This window comes from Actinotalea sp. JY-7885 (assembly GCF_014525465.1).
GTDB lineage: Bacteria > Actinomycetota > Actinomycetes > Actinomycetales > Cellulomonadaceae > Actinotalea.
The window spans coordinates 1-3,071 of sequence record NZ_JACEXH010000266.1 but is presented as its reverse complement, the minus strand read 5'-3'; the positions used below and the strand labels follow the sequence as shown (position 1 = coordinate 3,071).

Here is a 3,071-nt window from a genome sequence, read left to right as displayed (position 1 = left end):
CGGCCTGCGCGGCCTCGCCCGGCTCCTCGGGCGCGCGGCGCAGCGGTGGGGCAGGCTCCCGCAGCGCGCGGCGTCCGTCGTGGGCGCGGTGGCCGCCGTCCTGCTCGTGCTGGTTCTGGTCAACGACGTCGTGCTGCGCCGGGCGGTCGCGGTGGTCGACTCGGCGTTCAGCAGCCGCAACGACCTGGACTTCCCCGGCGTGGAACAGCCGGACGCCGCCGGTCGCTCCGGGTCGCCGCAGTCCCTGGTCGCCTGGGAGTCGCTCGGGCGGGAGGGCCGCCGGTTCGTCTCGACCGGGCCGACGGCGGACGAGCTCGCCGTGGTCGCCGGTGCGGCGGCCGTCGCGCCCGTGCGGGTCTACGTCGGCGTGGAGAGCGCCGGCACCGCCGAGGAGCGGGCCGAGCTCGCGCTCGCCGAGCTCGAGCGCACCGGGGCCTTCGAGCGGTCCGTCCTGGCGGTCGTCACCACGACCGGGAGCGGCTGGGTCAACGCCGCGGCGGTCGACAGCCTCGAGCTGCTGCACGGCGGGGACACCGCCGTCGTGGCGACGCAGTACTCCTACCTGCCGAGCGGGCTGTCGTTCCTGCTGGACCTGCCCCGCGTCGAGGAGGAAGGGCGCGTGCTGCTCGACACGATCTCCGCGCACGTCGAGTCCCTGCCCGAGGAGGACCGGCCGCGGCTGCTCGTGTACGGCGAGAGCCTGGGCGCCCGCGGCTCGGAGCACGCGTTCACCACGCTCGCGGACATCCGCGCGCACACGGACGGGGTGGTCTGGGCCGGCCCGCCGCACTCCAACGACCTGTGGCGCTCGCTGGTCGAGCGGCGCGACCCCGGCACGCCCGAGGTGGCGCCGGTGTACGCGAGCGGGCTCGTCGCCCGGTTCTCCGCCGACGCCGACGGCCTCACGCAGCCGCCGACGCCGTGGATCGAGCCCCGCGTCGTCTACCTGCAGCACCCGTCCGACCCGGTGGTCTGGTGGTCCCCGGACCTGGTCCTCACCCGGCCCGACTGGCTCGAGGAGCCGCGGGGCCAGGACGTCCTGCCCACCATGACCTGGTACCCGGTCGTCACGTTCTGGCAGGTCACCGTCGACATGACGAACTCCAAGACGGTGCCCGACGGCCACGGCCACAACTACGACGACGTCGTGCTCGACGCGTGGGTCGCGGTCGCCGCGCCGCAGGGCTGGACGGACGCGGACACCGAGCGCGTGCGCGCGGTGCTGGAGGCGCACGGGTCCTGAGCCCGCTCTCGCCACCGGTGACGACATGACATCATCAGCCGGATGATCATGCGTACCCGGCTCGGCGCTGCCGTCGCCGCCCTGTCCTGCGCGGCCCTGCTCTCCGGCTGCGCCGTGGACGCCGGCGCCTCGGTCGCGGCCGACTTCGAGGAGTGGATGGGCGAGCGCCCAGGCCTCGAGAGCATCACCCTGGTCTCGCAGAACAGCCTCCCCTTCATCGGCGCGATCGACGCGAGCCTGGTCATGGCGGCGGACGCCACGCCCGAGCAGGTGGACGACGTCGTCCAGCGCGCGATGGACTTCGACCCCGGCCGCCACGCGGCGTCCGTGAGCCTGGTCCGTCAGATCGGCTCGGCGGTGGTCAGTGCCGGCCTGCCGCACGAGGGCGACCCGAGCGAGGTGCTGGACCTGGCCGAGACGCTCGCCACGGCGGCGGACGTCACCGAGCTGCACGTGGGCGGTCCGACCGGCCCCGACCTCGCCATCGAGGCGGTCGTCGCGGAGCTGGCGCAGGCCCCCGAGGCGTTCCGGGCGCTCAACGCGGTCCTCGACCCCGTGCCGAGGGTCGACGGCCTGCGGGACGACGCGGAGCTGCGCGTCCGGGACGCGGCCGGCGCCGGCAGCATCTCGACCGAGGCGCCCGGGACCCAGACGGCGACGCACGACCTCGCCGCGACGGTCGTCGGCGAGGTCACCGTGACGTCGATGCTCGTGACCGAGGACATCGCGCGCTTCACGGTCCCCGAGGCCCAGGCCGCCAAGGCCGAGGCCCTCGCCGGCCGCCTCCTCCCGGGCGGCGACGTGAGGGTCACCGGGGAGTGACGCCTCCCGCGCGGCGCAGCACGAACACGTAGGGCGCCGGGGACCAGCGCAGGTCCATGACGCCCAGGACGGTGTCCCGGTCCACGCCGCGGAACGCGTCGATGGCCGGGAACCTGTCGTAGACCAGCGCGGCCGACACCGTGCCGCGGTACCGGACGGTCCGCAGCCTCGCCTGCGGAGTGCCGGTCGTCAGGAGCGGGCGGAGCAGCGAGAAGGCCGCGACCCCGACGGGGCCGCGCGCGGCGGGCGCCATGCGGAGCACGGGTCGTACCGGCAGGAGGGCCGGCGTCAGGCCGACGAGCCGGCCCCGCGGGGCCCGGAACAGCAGCGGGTCCACGTCCTCGGAGGAGCCGAACCGCTTGCCGTACCAGCCGTAGCGCTCGAGCAGCCCGTCCAGGGGGTGCCCGGTCGGGATCCCGCGGCCGGCCCACGTGCCGAGCAGGTCGTCCGCGGTGACCGGGGGCAGCTCGTCGAAGAGCTCCAGCGCCCTCGCGGGGCTCGTGCCGGACCGCAGCGCGCGCAGGCGGTGGACGACGGGCATCGACGCTCCTCGGCGGTGGTGGTTCGGCGAACGTAGGACGGCGCCGCGACCGGCGCCATGCGACACGTCGCGCAGATTCCCAGCACGCTCCCAGCCGCACCCCACCGTCGCCCAAGGTTCGCCGTGTTCCCTGGTCACCAGGGCAGGAGCCGTCCTCCCGGGCTCCTGCCCGTCCGATCATCATCAAGGAGCCCACATGAGCACCACTCCCGACCGTGAGAACGCCCAGCCGCAGCCGCAGACCTCCGCACCGGACGTCGAGCCCGCCCCCGCCGCGCCCCGCCGCACGGTGCGCGAGCGCGTGAGCGCCCGGCCGTTCCTGGCCGCTGGACTCTCCGCGGCGGTCGCCGCCGTCGTCGTCGGCGGCGCCGGCTTCGCGATCGGCCACGCCGTGGCCGACGACGGGCCGGAGCACCACCAGGAGCTGTGGGGCGAGGCCGGCGGCCGGTCGCAGGACGGCCCGCA

At 75.6% G+C, this 3,071-nt stretch carries 3 protein-coding genes and 1 pseudogene; 3 read left to right on the top strand and 1 reads right to left on the bottom strand.

What is annotated here, in order from left to right:
• The coding region (locus IDM29_RS16035) for an alpha/beta-hydrolase family protein (protein WP_188037779.1) at positions 1-1,243 on the top strand (1,243 nt) is incomplete at its 5' end.
• Between the two features lie 42 nt (positions 1,244-1,285).
• Entirely contained in the window at positions 1,286-2,065 is a 780-nt protein-coding gene (locus IDM29_RS16030; protein WP_182112925.1) for a hypothetical protein, read from the top strand.
• Here the strand turns inward: IDM29_RS16030 and IDM29_RS16025 are convergent.
• Positions 2,052-2,606, bottom strand: coding sequence for a DUF4334 domain-containing protein (locus IDM29_RS16025; RefSeq protein WP_182112924.1), 555 nt, complete (start codon positions 2,604-2,606; stop codon positions 2,052-2,054). The genes IDM29_RS16030 and IDM29_RS16025 overlap by 14 nt on opposite strands.
• A gap of 196 nt (positions 2,607-2,802) precedes the next feature.
• On the opposite strand from IDM29_RS16025, the pseudogene IDM29_RS16020 reads away from it, so the two are divergent.
• Positions 2,803-3,071: pseudogene (locus IDM29_RS16020) on the top strand (hypothetical protein); the annotation flags it as partial.